The 22,067-nt window shown below is 63.3% G+C and carries 26 protein-coding genes; 4 read left to right on the forward strand and 22 right to left on the reverse strand.

The features are described from left to right. Positions 1-73 precede the first annotated feature (73 nt). The 9 genes from C936_RS0110710 to C936_RS0110740 all read right to left on the reverse strand — a co-directional run bounded on the left by C936_RS0110710 (position 74) and on the right by C936_RS0110740 (position 7,400). Positions 74-694 carry a hypothetical protein gene (locus C936_RS0110710; RefSeq protein WP_018649519.1) on the reverse strand — a complete coding sequence of 207 codons (621 nt, stop codon included), beginning with the start codon at positions 692-694 and terminating at the stop codon, positions 74-76. After that, positions 669-1,079 (reverse strand): hypothetical protein, encoded by a 411-nt coding sequence (locus tag C936_RS14975; protein WP_155988205.1) that lies wholly within the window; start codon positions 1,077-1,079, stop codon positions 669-671. The genes C936_RS0110710 and C936_RS14975 overlap by 26 nt, the downstream gene beginning before the upstream one ends. Before the next feature lie 3 nt (positions 1,080-1,082). Then, positions 1,083-2,618: a YfjI family protein gene (locus C936_RS0110715; RefSeq protein ID WP_231363219.1), complete on the reverse strand. Its 1,536-nt coding sequence runs from the start codon at positions 2,616-2,618 to the stop codon at positions 1,083-1,085. After that, on the reverse strand, positions 2,615-3,583 hold the full coding sequence (locus C936_RS0110720) for a toprim domain-containing protein (RefSeq protein ID WP_231363263.1): 969 nt from the start codon (positions 3,581-3,583) through the stop codon (positions 2,615-2,617). Before C936_RS0110720 ends, C936_RS0110715 begins: the two co-directional genes overlap by 4 nt. Before the next feature lies 1 nt (position 3,584). Then, a complete protein-coding gene (locus C936_RS14695) occupies positions 3,585-3,782 on the reverse strand; it encodes a helix-turn-helix domain-containing protein (RefSeq protein WP_081616855.1) in 198 nt (65 codons plus the stop codon). Between the two features lie 93 nt (positions 3,783-3,875). After that, positions 3,876-4,469 (reverse strand): hypothetical protein, encoded by a 594-nt coding sequence (locus tag C936_RS0110725; RefSeq protein ID WP_018649522.1) that lies wholly within the window; start codon positions 4,467-4,469, stop codon positions 3,876-3,878. Continuing rightward, the gene (locus C936_RS0110730; RefSeq protein WP_018649523.1) at positions 4,466-5,725 is read right to left on the reverse strand and encodes a site-specific integrase; all 1,260 of its coding nucleotides are present in this window, start codon (positions 5,723-5,725) and stop codon (positions 4,466-4,468) included. The genes C936_RS0110725 and C936_RS0110730 overlap by 4 nt, the downstream gene beginning before the upstream one ends. A gap of 277 nt (positions 5,726-6,002) precedes the next feature. Further along, on the reverse strand, positions 6,003-6,929 hold the full coding sequence (locus tag C936_RS0110735; RefSeq protein ID WP_018174346.1) for a c-type cytochrome: 927 nt from the start codon (positions 6,927-6,929) through the stop codon (positions 6,003-6,005). Between the two features lie 3 nt (positions 6,930-6,932). Further along, positions 6,933-7,400 carry a cytochrome c gene (locus C936_RS0110740; protein WP_026278835.1) on the reverse strand — a complete coding sequence of 156 codons (468 nt, stop codon included), beginning with the start codon at positions 7,398-7,400 and terminating at the stop codon, positions 6,933-6,935. Positions 7,401-7,629: 229 nt separating this feature from the next. Between C936_RS0110740 and C936_RS0110745 the strand changes: the two genes are divergently transcribed. Next, positions 7,630-8,292: an L-fuculose-phosphate aldolase gene (locus tag C936_RS0110745; RefSeq protein ID WP_018174344.1), complete on the forward strand. Its 663-nt coding sequence runs from the start codon at positions 7,630-7,632 to the stop codon at positions 8,290-8,292. A gap of 1 nt (position 8,293) precedes the next feature. Here C936_RS0110745 and C936_RS0110750 read toward each other — a convergent pair whose 3' ends face one another. Beyond that, on the reverse strand, positions 8,294-8,842 hold the full coding sequence (locus C936_RS0110750; RefSeq protein ID WP_018174343.1) for an NUDIX domain-containing protein: 549 nt from the start codon (positions 8,840-8,842) through the stop codon (positions 8,294-8,296). 124 nt (positions 8,843-8,966) lie between these two features. Here C936_RS0110750 and hspQ point away from each other — a divergent pair, with 124 nt between their 5' ends. From hspQ to C936_RS0110765, 3 genes are read left to right on the forward strand one after another with little or no spacing between them, the layout of a single operon-like run. Then, on the forward strand, positions 8,967-9,287 hold the full coding sequence (gene hspQ / locus C936_RS0110755; protein WP_012982621.1) for a heat shock protein HspQ: 321 nt from the start codon (positions 8,967-8,969) through the stop codon (positions 9,285-9,287). A 40-nt stretch (positions 9,288-9,327) separates the two neighbouring features. Further along, the gene (ilvD, locus tag C936_RS0110760; RefSeq protein WP_018174342.1) at positions 9,328-11,013 is read left to right on the forward strand and encodes a dihydroxy-acid dehydratase; all 1,686 of its coding nucleotides are present in this window, start codon (positions 9,328-9,330) and stop codon (positions 11,011-11,013) included. Between the two features lie 11 nt (positions 11,014-11,024). After that, entirely contained in the window at positions 11,025-11,711 is a 687-nt protein-coding gene (locus C936_RS0110765; RefSeq protein ID WP_018174341.1) for a rhomboid family intramembrane serine protease, read from the forward strand. A 4-nt stretch (positions 11,712-11,715) separates the two neighbouring features. Here C936_RS0110765 and galU read toward each other — a convergent pair whose 3' ends face one another. From galU to hisC, 12 genes are all read right to left on the reverse strand, one after another. Then, on the reverse strand, positions 11,716-12,606 hold the full coding sequence (galU, locus tag C936_RS0110770) for a UTP--glucose-1-phosphate uridylyltransferase GalU (protein ID WP_018174340.1): 891 nt from the start codon (positions 12,604-12,606) through the stop codon (positions 11,716-11,718). Between the two features lie 55 nt (positions 12,607-12,661). Beyond that, positions 12,662-12,946 carry a ComEA family DNA-binding protein gene (locus C936_RS0110775; protein ID WP_012982617.1) on the reverse strand — a complete coding sequence of 95 codons (285 nt, stop codon included), beginning with the start codon at positions 12,944-12,946 and terminating at the stop codon, positions 12,662-12,664. A 63-nt stretch (positions 12,947-13,009) separates the two neighbouring features. After that, a complete protein-coding gene (pyrF, locus tag C936_RS0110780; RefSeq protein WP_018174339.1) occupies positions 13,010-13,741 on the reverse strand; it encodes an orotidine-5'-phosphate decarboxylase in 732 nt (243 codons plus the stop codon). Positions 13,742-13,764: 23 nt separating this feature from the next. Next, positions 13,765-14,991 carry a tetratricopeptide repeat protein gene (locus C936_RS0110785; protein WP_012982615.1) on the reverse strand — a complete coding sequence of 409 codons (1,227 nt, stop codon included), beginning with the start codon at positions 14,989-14,991 and terminating at the stop codon, positions 13,765-13,767. A 93-nt stretch (positions 14,992-15,084) separates the two neighbouring features. Then, the gene (locus C936_RS15040; protein ID WP_012982614.1) at positions 15,085-15,258 is read right to left on the reverse strand and encodes a hypothetical protein; all 174 of its coding nucleotides are present in this window, start codon (positions 15,256-15,258) and stop codon (positions 15,085-15,087) included. A 20-nt stretch (positions 15,259-15,278) separates the two neighbouring features. Continuing rightward, positions 15,279-15,596, reverse strand: a complete 318-nt coding sequence (locus C936_RS0110795; RefSeq protein ID WP_018174338.1) for a lipopolysaccharide assembly protein LapA domain-containing protein — start codon at positions 15,594-15,596, stop codon at positions 15,279-15,281. A 5-nt stretch (positions 15,597-15,601) separates the two neighbouring features. Next, on the reverse strand, positions 15,602-15,964 hold the full coding sequence (locus tag C936_RS0110800; protein ID WP_255325696.1) for an integration host factor subunit beta: 363 nt from the start codon (positions 15,962-15,964) through the stop codon (positions 15,602-15,604). A 34-nt stretch (positions 15,965-15,998) separates the two neighbouring features. Beyond that, positions 15,999-17,669, reverse strand: a complete 1,671-nt coding sequence (gene rpsA / locus C936_RS0110805) for a 30S ribosomal protein S1 (protein ID WP_018174337.1) — start codon at positions 17,667-17,669, stop codon at positions 15,999-16,001. Positions 17,670-17,751: 82 nt separating this feature from the next. Beyond that, the gene (gene cmk, locus C936_RS0110810; protein ID WP_012982610.1) at positions 17,752-18,459 is read right to left on the reverse strand and encodes a (d)CMP kinase; all 708 of its coding nucleotides are present in this window, start codon (positions 18,457-18,459) and stop codon (positions 17,752-17,754) included. Further along, the gene (gene aroA / locus C936_RS0110815) at positions 18,456-19,760 is read right to left on the reverse strand and encodes a 3-phosphoshikimate 1-carboxyvinyltransferase (protein WP_012982609.1); all 1,305 of its coding nucleotides are present in this window, start codon (positions 19,758-19,760) and stop codon (positions 18,456-18,458) included. Before aroA ends, cmk begins: the two co-directional genes overlap by 4 nt. A 3-nt stretch (positions 19,761-19,763) precedes the next feature. Then, on the reverse strand, positions 19,764-20,645 hold the full coding sequence (locus tag C936_RS0110820) for a prephenate dehydrogenase/arogenate dehydrogenase family protein (RefSeq protein ID WP_012982608.1): 882 nt from the start codon (positions 20,643-20,645) through the stop codon (positions 19,764-19,766). Beyond that, entirely contained in the window at positions 20,642-21,799 is a 1,158-nt protein-coding gene (gene hisC / locus C936_RS0110825; RefSeq protein ID WP_018174336.1) for a histidinol-phosphate transaminase, read from the reverse strand. Before hisC ends, C936_RS0110820 begins: the two co-directional genes overlap by 4 nt. Positions 21,800-22,067: the final 268 nt, after the last annotated feature.

Here is a 22,067-nt window from a genome sequence, read left to right on the forward strand (position 1 = left end):
TACACGGGCAAGCTCGCGCTGATGCTCCCGCGCCCCTCCACGATATGCATTCTGAGCGGACCGTGCACGCCCCTCAGGCGTCCTTGGGCCGCTGGAATGCTCCCACGGTCTCCATCGCTGGATCGCCTGTGCCTGTCGAGCTCGTCGTTCTGGTGTCCAGCCGTTGCTCACTCGAGTGCTCCTCCAATAGTTCGTTTTGCGTCATCTGCGTTTTGTCTGAATCTGGGGTGGCTGGTGATTCCATGTGGTTGATCTGCTGGTTCTGCGCGACGTTGGCCTGCCGGGCAAAGACATGCGATCGCGGTGTGCGCAACTCTGCCAGGGCCTGCAGTGTGGTGCGCGACTGGTTTTGAGCACGCAGGGCCAGCTGCAAAAGCTTGGAATGGTGGTCCGCGAGCGTCTGTTGCTCCGCGCGTTCGATCAGGCGCACAAACATCTGCTGCAGCGTGACAGCCTGGTCCAAAAGCATCGCTTCTTGCTGGTCGGAGCCCCTGTCTCGCATTGCAGCGACCTGGCGTTCCAGCGCCTCTTTTAGATCGACGATGTCGATACTCGCTGGTAACCGACGGCCTTCCAAGGCTCGTATAGCACGAGCGCTGGCTACCCCGGGTGTCAGGAGCATCTTGGCCATATCGCCGCCCTCGTTGCTCTTGGACGAGCTGTCACGATCAGCATGTGAGGTTTTCGTCGTCATTGAATCGCTCCTTTGTCGTTTTGGCTCGAGACTTCGGCCGGGGTGAGTGTGTGCGAGGAAACAATCGCTTCTCGTCGGGCAGCAGGGCACCCGCCTTCCAACGGCTCACAACACTTCTCGCGTAGGCCAAGAGCTCCTCGAATGTCAGAAGCCCAGCTGCCAGATCCATGTGATCTTCTGGCGACAGAAGCGACCACAAGATGGCCGGATCTATGCCTACAGCACCAGCGGCTAGCTTCACGGATTCGGGATGTAAATTTTCTGGGGCAGCCCTCAGTTCAGGACTGACAAAACGGCCAAAAGGGTCTTTTGTCGGTTCTGTCAGCACAGGTTCCGGGCGTTTCTGTATTTTTCGCAGATCCTCCAGCCGGTCGGTGTAGGTCATGCGTCACCCCCCCATCACAGCAGGATGGACATGCCATAGGGTTTTATTGCGCCCCCCAGTGGCATGGTGCTCGGCTCTCACACGCCCCAGATCCTCGAGATACTCTAGGCACCTTGATACGCTTTCGCGATCGAGAGCCCGCCATCCTTTGCGGTGCACTTCGCGGGCAATGAAGGGTGTTGTCAGATCACCCTTGTGTAGCCGGCGTTCCAGCTCATAGGCCGCTCGAAGCTCAGGTGTACGTGCAGTGCCATACACTCGGCGGGCATGCGCCTCGAGGAATTCGCCCCACGCGATCGCGGCGGTTATCCCTTCCTCGTCCACGGGCCCAGTGCGATCGCTGGCCAGGTGGTACAGCAGGGCGAGACTCGGCACCAGGCTGCGAAACTTCGCCAAGTGCGAGATAAAGGCATCCGGCTCGGTCGAATCCGGATCTCGCAGCCGTTGCTCTAGCTCTGCGCGCCACTTGTCGAACACCGCCTGTGCATCTGCATCAAACCGTAGGGCCGGGATATCCGACGCGGTATCGGCACCGAGTTCGGAGGCGTCGATATCGTTCAGGCGCGCGAACAGGTTGTAGGCGGCCTGCTTTGCTTCGCGGTCGGGGTAGCGGTCTACGTTCTTCCATTCGCGCCCCATATCGGGCCACACGCACAGTTGAATGCGCTGCATCAGCCCATCATCACCCACTCCACCACGCAGGGCGGCCCGCAGATAATCTTCCAGCGGTCCCGGCTGGATGCCGCCGATCAGCGAGACCGTCGCGGCCTCGATCTCGATGGTGCCCCGGCCTATGCGGTCGTAGGTATAGCGGCCCGTCCCGGACCAGGCTTCCAGATAGAAGGCCCGCGCGGACTCGTGCCCCTCTTTGTCGAGACCACGCAGCCAGCCGACAAGCTCGTCGCGAGCCACCAGCACGCCGCGTGGGTTATCCCGAAGTAGTTCGCCCAGCTTTTCGACGGTCGGGTCTTGCGTCGTATACCGGCGTCTCACTGGTGCCTCGGGCTCTTCCATAGCCGCCAGGGCGTGCATGCGAGCGGCATGCATGTCCCGTTTCTTGGTAGCTTCCTCGATCTGTTTCTTAGCGGCCTTGCTCGCGGCCTCAGCCAGAAGTTTGTCCGCCTGGTATTCGTGCGCTGCGCGCTCGTAGGCTTCCCGCGCCTCACTCTCGAGCTGATGCAAGGGCCGCAGGGCCTCGGTCATCGCGGGTGACTTCATCACGCCAGGCCGCCCGACGATCGCACCCCATACATTCGGTACGACCAACCAATCGTCGTGTCGCTTGGGATGGATACCGATCTGCCGACCGACCACGGACCCGAGCGCGGTCATGGCGACCACGGCGGGATAGTCCATCGGGCATTGCACCCGCTCGGCAATGTCCTGAATCCAGGGCCGAAGCGCCCCCGGCAGCAGCTCGGGTGCAAACTCCGGTGCCGGCGGCATCGGCGGCGGTAGAGGCTCGGGGTCTGGCCACGTGTGTGCGGATTGCGGCGCTTCAGCTTGCTCGATGGCTGCTGCGATAGGGTTGCCGCTCATGCGCCACCCCCCTCAGCCAACAGGGCCGCCAGGTCGTTGTAGTCGCTACCATCGGCACCAGGCGGGAACTCGGGAATCGCCAGGCGGGCTCCGGCCGCGATGGCAGCGGCACGCGCTTTGGTCGTGCCCACCTCATCTGCGTCCCCGCAGATAATAATGTCCGCATGCGGCCATCGCTTGCGCACGGCCACCGCGACCGGCTCCATGTTCCCGGCGTCAATCGCAGCCAGTACCTTCGCGGTCCGGTCGGCTTCGGCCAGGGTACAGGCGGTGGCGAAGCCTTCGGCGATCAAGGTCGGGCCGCCGTTGCCGAGTTCAACGGGGATGCAGCATCCTCGCTTGCGACCACCGGGCAACAATAGCTTGCGACCGTCTGGGCTGATCGTTTGCAGGCTGGTGATCCCGCTGGTGGCCGGGTCGATAACCGGCAGCACCAAGCGCTCGCCTTGCTGGCGGGCCGAGTGTGGCTGCACCCCCTTGGTGACCAGGTACGCATGATCGTGATCCGCGTGCCGGGCCTCGCCCCACACCTGGCGGGCGCGGCCTGCGGCGCGGGCTTGGCGCTTGCGGGTCTCTGCGTCGCGTTGCCGACGTGCATCGTCCATGCGCTGCCGCAGGGCCTCGCGATCGGCGGGGCTCATGTTGTCACGCGACCGGGCGCACCAGGTGAACGTCTCGCCTTGCCGCCACGAGCCGTAGCGGGCAGCCGGAATTCCGTCCAAGTGGATCACGGCCCAGCCGTTGCGGGTGCTGGCCTTGTCTCCGTCTACTCGGTAGCGGACCAGCGAACCATCGGTGCGCAGATCCTCCGGGTTGTACGGCGCCACGCCATCGCGGGCCATCGCGGCGAGGATCTCTCGGGTCGGATCGCTGCTATACTCGGTTTCGAGCGCACCCCTGTGCTCACCCCCTACGCCCTGCGCCGCCCCCCTGCGGCTCGGGGCGTTTCTGTTTTGGGCATCCATATCAGGACACCCCCAGCACCGGCTCGACCCGCTGGCGATCTATCCACAAATCAAGATCGCTTCGGCGGTAGAGAATTTTTCGGCCCGCCTTTACCCAAGGCGGGCCTTGTCGTTCACCACGCCATCTGATCAACGTGCGAGGGGAGACATGAAGAAACTCGGCTGCCTGGCGGGTAGATAGAAGTTCTCTGCTCGACATTTGGTGACACCCTGTAAGCGTGTATTGGCTTCAGGGGTCACTGTAGGTCCCGGATTGTGCAGATAAAATTGGGCAGCCGTAAGGAAAATATTATTACCGTACGATTCTAGGATTTTTTTTTGGGCGACCGGGGCGCTTGGCGTGATCCGGCGCAATCGGCCGGATCCATGTCGCAAGTCCTTCGCTCTGGCCCGGTAGATGCTCATCAAAGCCAATACGTAACATAATCTTGTAAACCTGCTCGCACATGTCCCTGATTCGGATAGTTTTGGCGTCATCCTCTTTCCAAAGTTGTTGCGCGAGAGCTTGCGCAATTGTCTTGGCTTTCTGCTTTCTGCGATTCGGCGCGTTGCGTTTGTGTTTAGCGACTAGAAGGTCTTCGTACTCCGAAAGCCAGTCAGCATATTCAGTCGGTGCCGGGTGCGCGAAAGCCTCAACGGCCTTTCCCACATCGTAGAAAGTCTGCGCAATGGCCGAGGGGTCCGCGGCTTGAACGGCCTGTTGCGCCCGTGTCGTGGAAGAACGTAGCAACAGCCACCTAAGGTCTTCGTCGCCTTCATTTTCCGCTTCCTCGCATTGCGCCAGTTGATGGTTCAAAAACGCTCGTAATTCACCCTTTCGGAAATCCGGAAGAAAGGCTTGCAAGCCTCTCTTAGGGCGCGATCCGCGGTAGGGCTCATACTTCATGCTCGTCCCTCCGCAATAGACACCACGTTATCCTTTGCATCGCTGGCGATGTGCTGCAGGCGCCGCTCCCAAGCCTCTAAGGCGGCACGCTTCTCCGTGTCGTACTTGTGCCGGTCATACACCGCCACGATTCCTTGGCGCGTGTGCCCTATCACGGCTTCGGCCACGGCTTCGGGGATGCCCTCCGCTGCCAGACGGGTTCGACAGGTCCGGCGGAGGTCGTGTGGTGTCCAGTGCCCCCACGTCTCGGCATTCTTGTTACCGAGTTTTGCGCGAAAACGGGCCACCGCGCGCCCCAAGGCGGGCGTCGTGATTGGCGCTCCGGGGCGTGCCTCGAATACGTGGCCCGTCGGCTTTTTCTTCCTTCGCCCCGCGAGACGTTCTAGCTCTACTCTGGCTTGCTCCAGGATCTCTAGCGCAGTATCCGACAGCGGAACAGTGTGCGACGTCTCGGTCTTGCCGCGACGGGAGGCCGGGATAGTCCATAACGCGCCGTCAATTTCATCCCAGCGCATTCCGGCCACTTCCCCCGGCCTTTGCCCCGTCACGAGGATCAGGCGCAGCGCGAGATTGGTGAGGCGGTGCATGTCGGTCGCGCTGCTCCAAAATGCCTCTATCTCAGAATCGTCCAGTACCCTCGCCCGCTGGCGAGGGACCATGGCCTTCGAGACCTTCCGCGGACGGATCGTGGCGACAGGGTTCGCTTCGATCACCTCGCGATCTTCAGCCCAGGCGAACAGACCTTTCAGGTGGGTCAGCAATAGCGCAGCGGTACGCGGGTGCTCCTCCGCTACGCCTTCAACCAACTCAATGACATCGCGCCGTCGGACTGCCTTGATTTTCGTGCTACCCAGCACGGGCAGAGCGTATGTCTCTAATGTACGGCGCACAGCTGGGCCGGACTTCAGCTTGCTGATATGCGCGCGGTCGTACCGTCCCAGGATCTCACGCAAGGTGGGCTCCTGCCGCTCAGTGCGCCGCTTTTCCAGAATATCGGCACCGGTGTCAATCTCTTGTCGGAACTCTCGCGCCTGTTTGCGCGCGGCAGCCAGCGACCAGGTTCCCCACGGGCCGATGGTAAGACGTCGCGCTTTCCCATCCTTGGACGTGTACCGAAGGATGAAAGACTTGCTTCCCTTCGGCGTGATCCGCAGCCCGAAGCCTCGGGGTGCGTCTCGGTGATCGTCGTACATGAAGCGCTGACCCTTCTCGGGCGGTTGCGCTGCGTTAATGCTTTTCTCGGTTAGCGTCGCCACTCTTTTTGCCTGCCGTGTACCACATATGTACCAGTCTAGATGGGTATATAGTGGCATTCAATGTCACTTCCCGGCACGCCAATAGCGTTCATAAGTATCTGTTATATCTCTCTAGTGCTCGAAAATAGTCAGGTGGTACATGAACTTGCGTGTACCAGTTGGATGCGCCTGTTAATCACTAGGTCGGCGGTTCGAGCCCGTCCCGGGGAGCCAGATAAAGAGAAAGGGCCAGGTCTGCGCTGCAGCCTGGCCCTTTTTTATGCAGCCTTCGTCCCGTTCAGTCCGGCTCGTGTTCGATGGGGTCCAGCGACTGCAGATAGGCCGCGATTGCCCGGCGGTCGTCACTGGTCAGGTAGGACGTTCCGTGCTCGATCACGTCGGCCATGCTGCTCCCGGCAAAATCGCCGTCACGGGTGATACCCATCTCCAGGTAGCGGGCGATATGACGCGCGCCCCATCGGCCGATGCCGGTTTCCCGGTCCGGCGTGATATTCGGTGCGACGTCGCCATCCGGCATGCGCGCCCCTGCCCCCAGACGCTCGAGGTCCAGCCCGCCCGTCCGGGTGCGCGGGGTATGGCATTCCATGCAGTGCCCCAGGGCCTGAGTCAGATAGGCGCCACGGTTCCACTCCTCGGACTCGTCAGGATTTGCCTCGAACTCGCCGGGCTCGAAGTGCAACCACTTCCATACACTGAGTGATGGCCGAAAGCGCACGAACCAGTCCAGATCGTGCGGGGTATTCTCGCGGGCGACGGACTCGACCTCGGACTGCAGATAGGCCCATAACGCCTCCACGTCCTGGTCCGTCATCTTCGTATATGCGGTGTACGGAAATGCCGGGTAGTAATGGGTCCCGTTCGGGCTGCGCCCTTCCCTCAGGGCCTTCTTGAAGTCGCCCTCCGACCAGCCGCCGATGCCGTGCTCTTCGTCCGGGGTGATGTTCGGGCCGTAGAACACGCCGAACGGGCTTTCGATCGGCCGACCACCGGCCAGGAAGTCACCCTCCTCCGCGGTGTGACAGGTCACACACCCGCCGGCGCGCAAGACGTATTCACCGTAGGCAATACGTTCGTCCTCTCCGGCCTGGGGGTCCTCTTCACCGATTTCCACCTCCGCCTGTGCGACGGAACCCCATGTAAAGGCCGCAATGGCCAGGGCCGGCAGCCAGGCGGCCGGCCCTGTGCGCCTTGTGGTCACCACCACCGATCAGTCGCGGCGGAAGTCGTCGTGGCAGGCCTGGCAGGATTGCCCCAGATTACGGAAGCGAATCGGGAGTTCGTCGTCTTCACCGGCTTCAACCGCGGCATGCAATGCCTCGGCCGCATCCTTGGTGTCCTGAGAAAGCTCCTGGAACCGGTCCCAGTCGTCCCAGATCTCCTCTTTGGCATCGGTATCGGGGAAGTCACTGCCTTCCGGGAACAGTGCCGGGATGTCCGCGGTGAGATCCACCAGATGCCTGGTGTGCATCTCGAGGTTGTCGCCGAACTCGGCGCCGTCGACAACGACTGCGGCGATAGACCCGACGTTGCCGCCGATGGACCGCATCACGCCCTGACGGTAATCAATGGTTGCCTCGTGCTCGTCAAAGGCATGCACGGAATGCACAGCGCCCAAGCCCAGCGCGAGGGTTCCGGCAACGGAAGCCGCAGTCAGAAAACGAAGGGGTTTTTTCATGGGTTGTCCTCCCTGCTCATGGAACATCGAAAGTGCCGCGCGACCGCTGCGGCCTGCCAAGTACAGCCTTCAATATAGATGTCCAGGTGGCGTGCGCGCCATCCGCGTCTTCACGTCCCGCTCACGCCGGCCTCTCGACATTGACCCCATAAACTAACGGGTGTTCCCCGAGACATCCTTCGCGCCTGTCGCGATACAATCCGGCTTCCATCTATCCCCCTGGATTCCGATGCCTGCCACCGATGAACTGGCCCTGCGCCAGGCGATTATCGACACCGCGCTCGAGACCAATCGCCGTGGCCTGAACCAGGGCACCTCGGGCAACGTCAGCGCGCGTCTGGGCGACGGCATGCTGATTACCCCGTCCGGCGTGCCGTATGAAGCCCTGCGTCCGGAGGACCTGGTCTCCGTCGATGCACAGGGACGCTGGCCGGATCACCAGAAGCCTTCCAGCGAGTGGCATTTTCATCGGGCGATCCTCCAGACGCGCCCGGAGTTGAACGCCGTGGTGCATGTCCACTCGATCTATGCCAGCGTGGTCGCGATTCAGGGTCGTGATATCCCCGCCCTGCACTATATGGTGGCGGCGGCCGGGGGCAATTCGATCCGTTGTGCCCCCTATGCCACGTTCGGCACGGAGCAGCTGTCAGGCAACGCGGTGGAGGCCCTGCAGGATCGACTCGCGTGCCTGCTGGCCAACCACGGCATGATTGCGACAGGGCCGGATCTCGCGCGGGCCTTGTGGCTGACCCAAGAGGTCGAACTGCTCGCGCAGCAGTATGTGCTGAGCCTGCAAATTGGCGGCCCGCAGCTGCTCGGCGATGATGAAATGGCGCGCGTGCTGGAAAAATTCCGAGACTACGGGCCGTCCCGGCGCGCGCAGGACAGCTGAACTACAACCCGCCCAGCGGGCTCGCGGACTCCGGGGCGCCCATCGGCGCGAATTCGTTCAGGTGGCGCGTCTGCTGATAGTGCGCCAGGGCCCAGGCGACCGACGGAAATGCGAGCTCCCCGGGGAGATCATTGAAGTCGAACAGCGCGACCTCTTCCGATTCCGGTCCGGGAGCGACATCGTCGCCCAGCAGCTCGGCACGGTAGATCATCTGCACCTGACCGATATGCGGCAGACTGTAGACCGCGAGCAGGCGATCGATACGCAGCCGGGCGCGTGCCTCCTCCCAGGCCTCTCGCTCGGCGCCCTGCTCGGTCGACTCGCCAAGCTCCATGTATCCTGCGGGCAGTGTCCAGTGACCCTTGCGCGGCTCGATCGCCCGGCGGCACAACAGGACCCGCTCTCCCCATGTGGCCACGACGCCCACCACAATCCGCGGGTTCTCGTAGTCCACGAAGCCACAGTGACTGCAGATCTTGCGTTCGCGGTCATCATTTTCGGGCACGGCCCGGTGAAATTCGGGGCGGGGGATGCTGACGTCACGGGACATGGTATACGTTCGCTTTGCGGGTTCAGGACCACGCGCCGGAACGCGAGACCCGGGCGATGGTCTTTTCTGAGAGACACTGTCAATGCAGCACAATTAATGCACCAAACGCCGCCAGGGGGCAGCGATGACACAGGGAACACGCTTCACCGTGGGTGAACTGGTCCACCATACCAAGTTCGGCTACCGCGGTGTGATCGTCGAGGTCGACCCGGTCTACTCCGGCTCGGACGAATGGTACGAAACCGTGGCCAGGAGCCGCCCCCCCAAGGACCGGCCGTGGTACCACGTGCTGGTGGACGGGTACTCGCACAGCACGTATGTGGCCGAACGCCACCTGGAACCCGACACCTCCGGCCAGCAGATCGACCATCCGGCACTGGGCCAGTTCTTCGATCACTTCCTCAATGGGCGCTACTGCCGGGGAAGCAATTCTCGCACCCACTAGTCCGCCCTCTCCCGGGCCGGACAACGGACAGGACGACTCGATGACCCAGGACAATCGACGCAGCCGCGTCGTCACCGAAGGGCCACGCCGCACCCCCAACCGCGCCATGCTCAGGGCCGTGGGCTTCGGTGACGACGACTTCCAGCGCCCCATCGTTGGCATTGCCAACGCCCACAGCACCATCACTCCCTGCAACATGGGGATCGGGGCACTGGCCGAACGTGCGGAATCGGCCGTACGAGCCTCGGGCGGCATGCCGCAGACCTTCGGCACCATCACCATCTCTGACGGCATTTCGATGGGCACCCCGGGCATGAAGTACTCCCTGGTGTCGCGCGAGGTGATCGCCGATGCGATCGAGACGGTCGTCAACGGCCAGAGTCTGGACGGGCTGCTGGCCACCGGCGGCTGCGACAAGAACATGCCCGGCGCCATGATGGCGATCGCCCGGCTTAACGTGCCCGCGATCTTCGTCTACGGAGGCACGATCAAGCCGGGACGCTACAAGGACCAGGACCTGACGATCGTCAGTGCGTTCGAGGCCGTCGGACAGCATGGGGCGGGAAAGCTGTCGGATGAAGACCTGGCCGGCGTGGAGCGCAATGCCTGCCCGGGAGCCGGCTCCTGTGGCGGCATGTTCACAGCCAATACCATGTCCAGCGCCTTCGAGGCGATGGGCATGAGTCTGCCGGGCTCGTCGACCCAGGCGGCCGAGGACCCGGAAAAGGCCGACTCCGCCGCCCGTTCCGCCGAGGTCCTCCTGGAGGCGATCCATGCCGACCGCAAGCCGCGCGACATCCTCACGCGCGAGGCCTTCGAGAACGCCCTGGCCGTGGTTATGGCCGTCGGGGGATCGACCAATGCCGTGCTCCACCTGCTCGCCATTGCCCACTGTGCCAACGTGCCGTTAGCTCTGGATGACGTAGAACGGATCCGCCGGAAAACCCCGGTACTGTGCGATCTGAAGCCCTCCGGTCGACACGTGACCACGGAATTCCATGCGGTGGGGGGCACACCGCAGGTCATGAAGATCCTGCTGAACGCCGGTCTCCTGCACGGGCACTGCCTGACCATTACCGGTCAGACTCTCAGCGAGGTCCTCGCAGACATCCCTGATGCACCACCATCGAACCAGACCATCATCCGCCCGCTGGATGCCCCCCTGTACCCGCAGGGGCACCTGGCGATCCTTAAGGGCAATCTGGCGCCGGAAGGCAGCGTGGCCAAGATCACCGGGCTCAAGTCCACTTCGATTCGCGGGCCCGCGCGCGTATTCGAATCCGAGGAAGAATGCCTGGACGCCATCCTGGCGGGTGGTATTCAGGCTGGAGACGTCATCGTGGTCCGTCACGAGGGTCCTCGTGGGGGGCCCGGTATGCGCGAGATGCTCGCCCCCACGGCAGCGATCATCGGCGCGGGTCTCGGCGACTCCGTTGCGTTGATTACCGACGGACGCTTCTCCGGAGGCACCTACGGTCTCGTCGTCGGACATGTCGCTCCCGAGGCGGCGCAAGGTGGGCCCATTGCCCTGGTGCGCGAGGGCGACATCATCGAGGTCGATGCCGACCGTAATCGTCTCGCGCTCGAGGTACCAGAGGACGAACTGGCGCGTCGCCGCAGTGCCTGGCAGGCACCCCCGCCGCGCTTTGATCGAGGTGTGCTCGGGAAGTACAGCCGTCAGGTCGGATCCGCCAGTCGCGGCGCGGTCACCGACGACTTTCGCTGATCCCGGCCCCGATGACGCACCCGGACCCGCGCCACCCCGATTTCAGCATGATGCCACCGGTGATCGGCTTTTTGCTGATCACCAACGTGGCGCTCTTTCTTGCCCTGCCCTGGCTGGGCGACTGGCTGATGACCCATTTCGCCCTGTGGCCCATCGGAACGCCTTCGATGATCCTCCAGGACGGGCAATGGCTACGTGTGCCGGACTTCCAGCTCTGGCAGCTGTTGACCTACGGGTTCCTGCACGGAGGCCTCGTTCACCTCTCGGTGAACATGTTTGCCGTCTGGATGCTGGGAGTGCAGATCGAGAACGCCTGGGGTTCCAGGCCCTTCGCCCTGTACTTCCTCATCTGCGTGATCGGCGCAGGGCTGGTACAGCTTATGGTCACCGCCTATGGCGACAATGGGATGGTCTATCCCACTGTTGGGGCATCCGGCGGCGTGTTCGGGGTCTTGCTGGCGTTCGGGATGATGTTCCCCAACCAGCGGCTTTATCTGTTCTTCCTGCCGATCCCCATCAAGGCAAAGTACTTCGTCATCGCCTACGGCGCCCTGGAACTCTACCTGGGGATCTCGGGCACCCTCGCCGGTATTGCGCATTTCGCGCATCTGGGCGGGATGGCGTTCGGCTTCCTCGCCATCCAGTACTGGCGCGGAAGGCTTCCGATACGTCCGCGTCAGCGGAGGTTCTGGTGGTGAGGCTTCAGGAGGTGGTGGCGCGGGATTTCAGATAGGCGCCAAAGTCGTCCTTCAGCTCCGGGTGCATCAGCGCGAACTCCACAGTCGCCTCCAGATAACCCAGCTTGCTTCCACAGTCGAAGCGGCGACCTTCGAAATTAAGGGCAGTTACACGCTCTTCCTGAAGTAACTTGGCAATTGCGTCGGTCAGCTGGATTTCGCCCCCAGCACCGGGCTCCTGCTCGGCCAACAGCTCGAAGATGCGCGGGGTCAGGATATAGCGGCCCACGACCGCGACATTGGAGGGTGCGTCCGCCGGCTGCGGCTTCTCCACAATCCCGCGTACGTCCCAGGTGCGCGGGCCCGTTTGCACCGGATCAATGATGCCGTACTGATGGGTGCGGTCCGCCGGCACCTCTTCCACGCCCAGCACGCTGCATCCATGCTGGTTAAAGGCCTCGACCATCTGCTTCGTGGCACCGCCCTGCTCTTCTTCGATCAGGTCATCGGCCAGGATCACCGCAAAGGGCTCGTTGCGTACCACCGGCCGCGCGCAGGCTACCGCATGTCCCAGACCCAGTGCCTCGGCCTGACGCACGTACACACAGGTCACGTTGGACGGCACGATATTGCGCACCTTCTCCAGCATCTCCGTCTTGCCGCGCTCTTCCAGCTCCGTTTCAAGCTCGTAGGCCTTGTCGAAGTGATCGGGGATGGAACGCTTGTTGCGACCGGTCACGAACACCAGGGTCTCGATACCCGCACGCACGGCCTCCTCGGCCGCGTACTGTATAAGCGGCTTGTCGACAATGGGGAGCATCTCTTTGGGGTTGGCCTTGGTGGCCGGAAGAAAGCGGGTGCCCATGCCCGCGACAGGAAAAACAGCGGTGCGGATCGGTGGCGTATTCGGGTTCATCCTGACTCCAGGTGGGAAAAGACGACGGGGATCGGCCCCGTCGTCCTCGATCGGGCTACTCGACCTCGATACGGTCGAGATTCATCTCCACCGTGCGCTCGCCGACGCCGGATACGTCCGTCAGCGCCTGCACCGAGGCAAACGGACCGTGGGCCTCGCGATGCTCGACGATCGCCTCGGCCTTGACCTGGCCGATGTTGTCCAGCGTCGCGAGTTCATCCGCCGATGCCGAGTTCACATTCACCGGCGTCTGCCCGCCTGATGCCGTAACCAGCGCCAGCGGCAGCACGCACAAGGCGGCGAAGAACCAGCATTTCACACAGTAGATGGCATTTTTCATGTTAACTGCTCCATGTTGAGTGATAACCGGCGCAACCCTTGCGCCAAGGTCATCCTAACGGGATCAGTGGCTCTGGAAAACCCTCTCCAGGCGATGTGCGAAATCGGTCGCAGCTGCCGCCGGATCGACCGCCCGGGTAATGGGTCGCCCCACCACAATGGCGCTGGCACCGGCCTTGATCGCGTTCTCCGGTGTCATCACCCTGCGCTGATCGTCTCCTTCGGCCTCCGGAAGCCGGATTCCGGGGGTCACCAGCATCGGGCCAGAGCCCAGCTCCTCACGCAGCAGGCTTGCCTCCTGCGCAGAACACACCAGCCCCTCCAGCCCAGCCCGCGCGATGGCCAGATTGCCCAGCAGGCGCACCTGGGCCTCCGGGCTGCGCTGAACGCCAATCTCGCGCAGCGTGTGTGCGTCGCTGGAGGTCAGAACCGTAACCGCCAGAACGGCGGTGTGATCATTGACCTCGCGGACCGCTTCGTGCGCCGCCTGCATCATCTGCAAGCCACCACTGGCGTGCACATTTACCAGCCATACGCCGGTTCGCGCCGCTGCCCTGCAGGCGGCGGCCACTGTGTTGGGGATATCGTGAAACTTGAGATCGAGGAATACCCGAAAGCCGAGATCGTGCAGTCTGCCCAATAAATCGGGCCCGGCCACGACAAACAACTCGAACCCGACCTTCAGGGCGCACAATGACGGATCGAGACGCTGCGCCAGCTGGATGGCACCGTCGGCATCGGCAAAGTCGAGTGCCACGATCAGACGCGGGGCTGGGGACTGAACGACTGCTCGCATGGCTCTTCCTGATTAAATGGGTTTCAGCGCGTCCCTTCGCGGACCAGCGCATCTTCAGCCTCCTCGGTAGAGGCATCGAGTTCAAAATCCAGCCCCCGCAGGGTATCCCATCGGCGACAGCTCGGACATTGCCAGACGTGCGCTCGACCCTGGTAGCCACAGTTCATGCACTGGTACAGATGCTGGCTTCCGAGCTGATCCGAAAGCGCTTTCTCGAACGCGGCGAACTCCACACTGTATTCCTGCACCGCGGGGAGAATCTTCATCCAGCGCACGGCCTCGAGCAAGCCCGATGTCGGCACCGGGCGTTGCGAAAGGATCATCCCGAGTTCGGAGAGTGCGGCATCCAGCCGCCCGGTGCGACGGTACAACCGCATCAGTGCGATCCGCGCCACGGTGATACCGCGGCTGTTCGCCAGATCTTCCAGGGTTTGCTCCAGCTGCCCCAGGCGGTTCTCACCTGGCAGTGCCTGGTGCAGCCGCTCGAGGCGCGGCACGACCAGGGGTGCCAGCGGTGGCGTACGGGCCACGGCCTCACGGCCGCATGCAATCGCATCGGCGATGCGGTCTTCGCGTTCCGCGATCTCGGACTTGATCAGCAGTGCGCGCGACAGCCCAGGGACCAGCCCCTCTGCTTGTGCCGCTCGCTCGGCGGAGGTTGAGCGGTCACCTTGCTCCAGCGCAATAGTCGCCAACTCACAGTGATAATGCGCGATTCGAAGATGTTCATTCGGCACGTTATGCGCTTTCAGTCGTGTGCCGACCTCGATCGCGCGCTCCCATTCACGCTGGGTTTCATAGACATGCTGCAGGCCCTTCAGCGCCTGCACCGCCTGATGCGGCGAGTCCGCAAGTTCGCGGAAGACCGCCTCGGCCCGATCGAGAACGCCGGCTAGCAGAAAGTCCTGCCCGAGCTCGTTCAGCGCCTGGGCCCGCTGCTCGTCCTTCAGAGAAGGACGCGCCACCAGGTTCTGATGGATCCGGATCGCCCGATCGACCTCGCCTCGACGCCGGAACAGGCGTCCAAGAATCACATGGGTCTCAAAGGTTTCGTGGTCGACCTCCACCATCTCGATGAAGGCCTGCAAGGCATCATCGGTACGGTCGTCCAGCAGATATCGGACGCCCTCAAGGTAACGGTGAAGGGAAGGTTCCTGGTCCCCCGGGTCTTCCGGGTGGACGCGACGGGCTACCCACCAGCCGCTTGCCGCCGCCACGGGCAACAATAGCCAGAACCAGTCGTTGATCACAAGACGCCCCTTGGCCCGGACAACGCCGCCAGGTATACCCGTTTCCACACCCTGCAACATGACCCACGAGAAGGGCCTGGCCGACCAATCTTGTTACATCGGGTGATCAATAAACGAGCGTTCACGGGAGAGGAAACGAGCCATCCCCACCATATGGTCGATCGATTCTCGGACGTAGCGGAAGACATGGCGCGTCGTTTGTGCCTCAAGGCTAGCCTTCACCGGCTGCACTGTGCGCGTGGGCGAAATGGACTCCAGCGCGGGCATGCACAGTGATCCGCATTGCACTAATAAAACTCCCGCATCGGGGCCGTTCGCATCTGCTCGACCTCGGTCTTCAATGCGCGATTCTCCGCGCGCAGGTCCGCCACCTTCTGGTTCAGTCGGCGGATACGGAGAAGCAGAATGGCGGCCGTGACGACCACACCCACGAGCGCGGAAATGCCCAGCAGGACTACCAGGGGCGCTTGCACGTCTACCCATGGCAGGCTCAGGGTGACCTGGCCCTCGTTGAACACCACAAGAATACCGATCGCCGAAGAGATCAGGATCAGCAAGGCAAACGCGACTGCGTTGCGGACCTGCTGGCGCCGTCGATCGGACATGCCGATTACTCGTCGACAACCGCGGGGCTATTGACCCGCTCGCGCAGTTCCTTGCCGGGTTTGAAATGCGGGACATGCTTGCCCGGCAGTGCCACCCCTTCCCCGGTCTTGGGATTGCGTCCAAGACGCGGCGGGCGGAAATGCAGGGAGAAGCTGCCGAAGCCACGAATCTCGACTCGCTGACCATGCGCCAGGGCCTGACTCATCCGTTCCAGCAACGCCTTCACGCACATCTCGACATCCCGTGCGGGCAGGTGAGGCGATTTCTGGGCGAGGCTTTCGATCAATTCCGATTTGGTCATCTGACGCTCGTCACAGACAGAAGAAAGAGATCCGCAGTGTGCGGATAAAAAAACAGTCCACGGCATCCGTACGGACACCGTGGACTTTATTGTGACGGACTTAGTCGCTCTTGCCCATCTGTTCCTTCAGCAGATCGCCAAGGGAGGTCGTCGCACTGCCGCTCGCGGAGTAGTCGGAGACCATCTCGGCCTCTTCGGCGCGGTCCTTGGCCTTGATCGACAGGCTGATCGCACGGGTCTTCTTGTCCACACCCATGAACTTGGCCTCGACCTCTTCGCCAACGTTCAGCACGGTCCGCGCATCTTCCACACGGTCCTGGGAGATATCGGCCGCACGCAGGATGCCGTCGATACCGTCAGCCAGCTCGATCACGGCCGCCTTGGCGTCCACTTCCTTGACCGTACCCTTCACGATGCTGCCCTTGGTGTGCTCGGCCACGAAGTTGGAGAACGGATCGCGGTCCAGCTGCTTCAGACCCAGGGAGATACGCTCGCGCTCCGGATCCACCGACAGCACCACGGCCTCGACCTCGTCGCCCTTCTTGAAGTTGCGGATCGCCTCTTCACCGGCCTCGTGCCAGGACAGGTCGGACAGATGGATCAGGCCGTCGATGCCGCCATCCAGACCGACGAACACACCGAAGTCGGTGATCGACTTGATCTGGCCACGGACCTTCTCGCCACGGTTATGGTTAGCGGCGAAGTCGTCCCACGGGTTGGACTGGCACTGCTTCATACCCAGCGAGATGCGGCGGCGCTCTTCGTCCAGGTCCAGGATCATCACCTCGACCTCGTCGCCGATGGCCACGACCTTGCCCGGATTGACGTTCTTGTTGGTCCAGTCCATCTCGGACACGTGCACCAGGCCTTCCACGCCGTCTTCGATTTCCACGAAGCAGCCGTAGTCGGTAATGTTGGTGACCTTGCCGAAGATGCGGGTGCCGGTCGGGTAACGGCGGGTGATGTTCTCCCACGGATCCTCGCCCAGCTGCTTCAGGCCCAGCGAAACGCGCATGCGTTCGCGGTCGAACTTCAGCACCTTGACTTCGACTTCCTGGCCGATCTCGACCACGTCGGAGGGGTGCTTCACGCGCTTCCAGGCCATGTCGGTGATGTGCAGCAGGCCGTCGATGCCACCCAGATCCAGGAACGCACCGTAGTCGGTCAGGTTCTTCACAATGCCCTTCACGACCGCGCCTTCCTGCAGGTTCTTCAGCAGTTCTTCGCGCTCGGCGCTGTATTCCTGCTCGACCACGGCGCGGCGCGATACGACCACGTTATTGCGGCGGCGATCCAGCTTGATGAGCTTGAATTCCAGTTCCTTGCCTTCCAAGTACGCGGTATCGCGCACCGGACGTACATCCACGAGTGAACCGGGCAGGAACGCACGGATGTCTCCCAGCTCGACGGTGTACCCGCCCTTGACCTTGCCGGAGATCTTGCCGGTGACGTACTGCTCTTCTTCCATCGCACCTTCGAGACGATCCCAGGCCTTGGCGCGCTTGGCCTTCTCGCGCGACATGCGCGTCTCGCCGAAACCGTCTTCGGGGGTTTCGAGGGCCACTTCGACGACATCGCCGACCTTGACCTCGAGCTCGCCCTCGTCGTTCATGAACTGCTCGGTGGGGATGACCCCCTCGGACTTCAGGCCGGCATTGACCACGACCACATCCGGGGTGACCTCAATGACGGTGGCACTGAGGATGGCACCCGGCTGCATCTGGGTGTAGGCCATGCTCTCTTCGAGCAGTTGCGCGAAACTTTCACTCATGGATTTAAAAACCTGTGATTAAACAAACTCTTGGAGAAACTTCCTACAAGAGGGTTTGAACGTTAATGTACCCGCTTCGAGGCTATCCCTCGATTCGGGGGCTTTGTTCCGGGAGTACGTCCCGGAGGCGCTCCAGGATCATGTCCACCACGCTGACGATGTCGAGTTCCGTGGTATCCAGCACCCAGGCATCTTCGGCGGGCTTGAGGGGAGCCACGCTACGCTCGCGGTCACGGCGGTCGCGCGCCTCCATCTCATCCTGAAGGGCGGAAAGATTAGCACTAAGTCCTTGTTCCTTCAACTGCATGTAACGCCTGCGCGCCCGCTCCTCCGCCGAGGCCGTCAGGAAGATCTTGAGGTCCGCATCCGGGAACACCACGGTGCCCATGTCGCGCCCGTCCGCGACCAGCCCCGGGGCCTGAGCAAACCATCGCTGGCGATCGAGCAATGCCTCGCGTACAGCGGGCAGCGCGGCGACCTGCGAGGCATCGGAACCCGCCTGTTCGGTGCGCAGGAGCACGTCCACCGGCTGGCCCTCAAGCAGGGTCGTTACCCTTGCCGCATCGCCGTCGATCTCGAAGCTGACGTCCAGTGCGCCGGCCAGGCGTTCGAGTCCTTCGATATCGGTCAGCTCCACCCCATGCTGGCGCGCCGCAAGGCCCAGCAGTCGGTACAGGGCCCCACTGTCGAGCAGGTGCCAGCCCATCGCCGCGGCGACGCGCATGCACACCGTCCCCTTTCCGGCACCACCCGGGCCGTCAATGGCGAGCACCGGGATCGCCGCCGTCATGCCGCCTCCAGCGACAGACCGGCATTACGGGCAAGGTCCACGAAACCCGGGAACGATGTCGCCACATTGGCGCAGTCACGAATGCGAATCGGGCCACTGGCCCGCAGCCCGGCCATCGCGAACGACATCGCGATACGGTGGTCGCCATGGCTGTCGATCTCTCCGCCGGCGAAACCCTCGCCGCCCAGAATGCGAATGCCATCGCGCTGCACCGAGCACTGCACACCCAGCGCCTGAAGCCCATCGGCCATCACCTGAATGCGATCGCTCTCCTTGACCCGCAGTTCTTCCGCGCCCGTCAGGACCGTCTCGCCCTCGGCGCAGGCCGCGGCGACAAAGATGGCCGGGAATTCGTCGATCGCCAGCGGCACCAGCTCGGTCGGGATTTCGATCCCCTTCAGGCGCGTGGCATGTACCTCGATGTCGGCCACCGGCTCGCCGCCGGCTTCGCGTTCGTTCTCCACGCGGATATCCGCGCCCATCAGGCGCAGAATGTCGATCACACCGGTCCGGGTCGGATTGATGCCGACGTGTTCCAGGCGCATCTGCGAGCCCGTCGCGATGCTGGCGCCCACCAGGAAGAACGCGGCCGAGGAAATGTCCGCCGGGACATCCACCGAACTGGCCTGCAGGCGCCCGCCACCGGTCACACAGGCCTTGGGACCATCCCGGGTAACGACGCAGCCGAAGCCATTCAGCATCCGCTCGGTGTGGTCCCGGGTGGGCGCGGGCTCGGTCACACAGGTTTTCCCGTCTGCCCACAATCCCGCGAGCAGGATCGCGGACTTGACCTGTGCGCTGGCCACCTGCAGCACATGATCGGTGCCCCGCAGGGGTGCGCCGCCACGGATGCGCAAAGGCGGCGTACCGGCCTCACTGGTCTCGATCTGTGCACCCATGAGCGCCAGGGGCTCGGTGACCCGGCGCATGGGGCGACGCGTCAGGGATTCATCGCCGATGAGCTCGCTATCGAACGACTGCCCGGCGAGCACCCCGCAGAGCAGCCGCATGGCGGTCCCCGAATTACCCATGTCCAGCGGGCGATCCGGGGCCTGCAGGCCCTGCAGGCCCCGGCCCTGGATCACGACCTCGCCTGGCCCTTTGCGCTCGATCGGCACACCCATCGCGCGAAAGGCCTCCAGCGTCGCCAGGCAATCGGCCCCTTCGAGAAAGCCGGTGACACGCGTCTCGCCCTCGGCCAGCGCACCCAGCATGATCGAGCGATGGGAAATGGATTTGTCGCCCGGCACACGGGCGACACCGGAGAGCGTGCCCCCCGGCTGTACGGTAAAGGTGTTCATCTGTCAGGTATCCAGTTGTGCATCCGCCGGGTCACAAAAACGATCCCGGGTTTCCTTTGCGTGCCGAAAGCGCGTCTCGATCGCGGGCCCGTCCGCCGATTCGATCATCCCGCGTAACTGCTCCAGGTCACCCTGGTAGCGTTCGATCACCTCGAGGATGGCCGTGCGGTTGGCCAGGCAGATATCGCGCCAGACCACCGGGTCCGACGAGGCAATGCGGGTGAAATCGCGAAAGCCGCCCGCCGCATAATGAAAGATCTCGTCGCGCTCGCTCATGTCCGACAGTGACGCCACCAGCGTGTAGGCCAGCACGTGAGGCAGATGGCTCGTCGCCGCGAGCACCCGGTCGTGGTGGGCGGGTGTCATGAATTCCACCCGCGCACCAGTCGCCTGCCACATCTGTGCAATGCGATCGCTGGCCATCGGGTTGGTCGCATCCGCCGGGGTCAGGATCACCAGCCGGTCCCGAAAGAGGCTGGGGAATGCCGCCGCCACCCCGCTCTTCTCGGTCCCGGCAATGGGGTGACCGGGCACAAACTGGCGCGGCGTGGTGCCAAAGCCCTCGGTCACCGCGTCGATCACGGCCTGCTTGCTCGAGCCGACGTCCGTCAACGGGCTGTCGTCCGGCCAGCAGCCGGCCAGGTCGCGTGCCAGCGGGCCCATTGCCCCCAGCGGCACTGCCAGTACGCCGATATCCGCCCCTTCCGCGGCCTCCGCCACCGAGGTCGTCCAGCGGTCGATCACGCCCAGACGCTCGGCCTCGCGCAGGTTGTCCGCATTGCGCGAACAGCCCACGATCTCGCGTACCGCTCCCGCCTCGCGCAAGGCGAGCGCGAGCGAGCCACCAATCAGGCCAACCCCAAAGATGACCAGCCGCTCGATCATGCCAGGGCCCGATCCAGCGCCTGCAGGAAGCGTTCGTTGTCCTCGGCCGTGGAGACCGTTACCCGCAGATGCCCGGGCAGCCCGTAGTTCTCCACTGGACGGGTGATCACGCCTTCGAGTTGCAACGCCTCGTACACCGGCCCCGCATCACGCCCGGTGTCAAAGGTAATGAAGTTGCCCACCGACGGGATCACGCGCAGTCCCCGCTCGCGGAGACCTTCGTCAAGCTGCGCCAGCCCCTCGCGGTTGACGCGCACCGAACGCTCGATATGCGCGGAGTCCCCCAGTGCGGCAAGACCTGCGGCCTGTGCAACCGCATTCACATTGAACGGCTGGCGCACGCGATTAAGCAGTTCCGCGACCGCGGGCGAACTGACGGAATACCCCAGGCGCAGACCGGCAAGGCCCTGAATCTTTGAAAACGTGCGGGTCACGATGAGATTCGGATAGCGCGCGACCCACTGGGTGGTATCGGGATAGTCTTCCTGCTCGACGTACTCCGCATACGCCTCGTCGATCACGACCAGCGTAGTGGCCGGCATCGCTGCCACGAAAGCCTCGAGTGCTGCGCGCCCGACCCAGGTCCCGGTCGGGTTGTTCGGATTGGCCACGAACACCACCCGCACGGTGTCATCCACTGCTTTCTGCATCGCAGCCAGATCATGCCCGTATGGCTGTTTCAGGTCGGCCGCAGGCAGCGCTTCGACCACCCGGGCCTCGGCCCCCACCGCCTGGGTAACCAGCGGATACACGGCAAAGGCATGAGCCGAAAAGACCGCGGCCCGACCGGGCGCCAGCCACGCCCGCGCAATCAGCTCCAGGATCTCGTTGGACCCATTGCCGAGGGTAATGGCATCCGGTTCGACAGCATGCCGGGTGGCCAGCGCGGCCTTCAGTTCGAAGCCTGCCCCATCGGGATAGATGTGGGCCTCGCTCATCGCCGCGCGTGCGGCCTCCACCGCCTGGGGCGAGGGCCCCAATGGATTCTCGTTGGAGGCCATCTTGATCGCCTGCTGGATGCCCAGCTCCCGCTCGAGCGCCGCGATCGGCTTGCCGGGCTGATAGGGCGTGAGGCCCCGAACGCCATCCACGGCAAGCGCGGCGGCATCAAAACCACCCGGGTTCTGGTCGGACACGGGGTTGCGTGAAGCCATGGGATACCTCGGTTAGGGGAACACTAATTCATGCACGCGCTCGCGCTCGAGTCGCTTTTGCGTGCGAACAAGGCGCGGTGACTGCCGTGCAGTCATTCTGCACAAGGGAGCCGCAACGCCGTTCCCGCGCCCGCCTTTGATAACAACGGGCGGCCGAGCCGCTTGGGGTTGGTACCCCAGGTTCCCCGATCCTGCGTTGCGCCCCTTGCGGGTAGAACCACTACCCGCTGCGCACCGCGCCTTGTCTCGGGAAACCTGGGGTATCAAC

The sequence above is a fragment of the Thioalkalivibrio sp. ALJ4 genome, assembly GCF_000377225.1.
Taxonomy (GTDB): Bacteria; Pseudomonadota; Gammaproteobacteria; order Ectothiorhodospirales; family Ectothiorhodospiraceae; genus Thioalkalivibrio.